Genomic DNA, 244 nt, shown 5'->3' on the forward strand with positions numbered 1-244 from the left:
AGCTCACCCGTGCTTAACGCAGGTTAGCACGTCCTTCATCGCCTCTGACTGCCAAGGCATCCACCGTGCACGCTTAGTCACTTAACCATACAACCCCAAGAAGTGTGTCAGCCGAAGCCGGTACACTCATCAAGGCGGTACGCATCATGACTGATGCTTACAACTTTGTTTTCGCCAAGAAGTTCCAAGACACTTGCGTATCAAGAACTACAAATTATTTCATCAGCTTTCCAGGTTGTTAAAG

The 244-nt window shown here is 48.0% G+C and carries 1 rRNA gene; it reads right to left on the minus strand.

The features are described 5' to 3' along the window. Positions 1-87 (minus strand): 23S ribosomal RNA (locus DCS96_RS18445); the annotation flags it as partial. Positions 88-244 lie beyond the last annotated feature (157 nt).

The sequence above is a fragment of the Zobellella maritima genome (assembly GCF_003075035.1).
GTDB classification, from domain to species: Bacteria; Pseudomonadota; Gammaproteobacteria; order Enterobacterales; family Aeromonadaceae; genus Oceanimonas; species Oceanimonas maritima.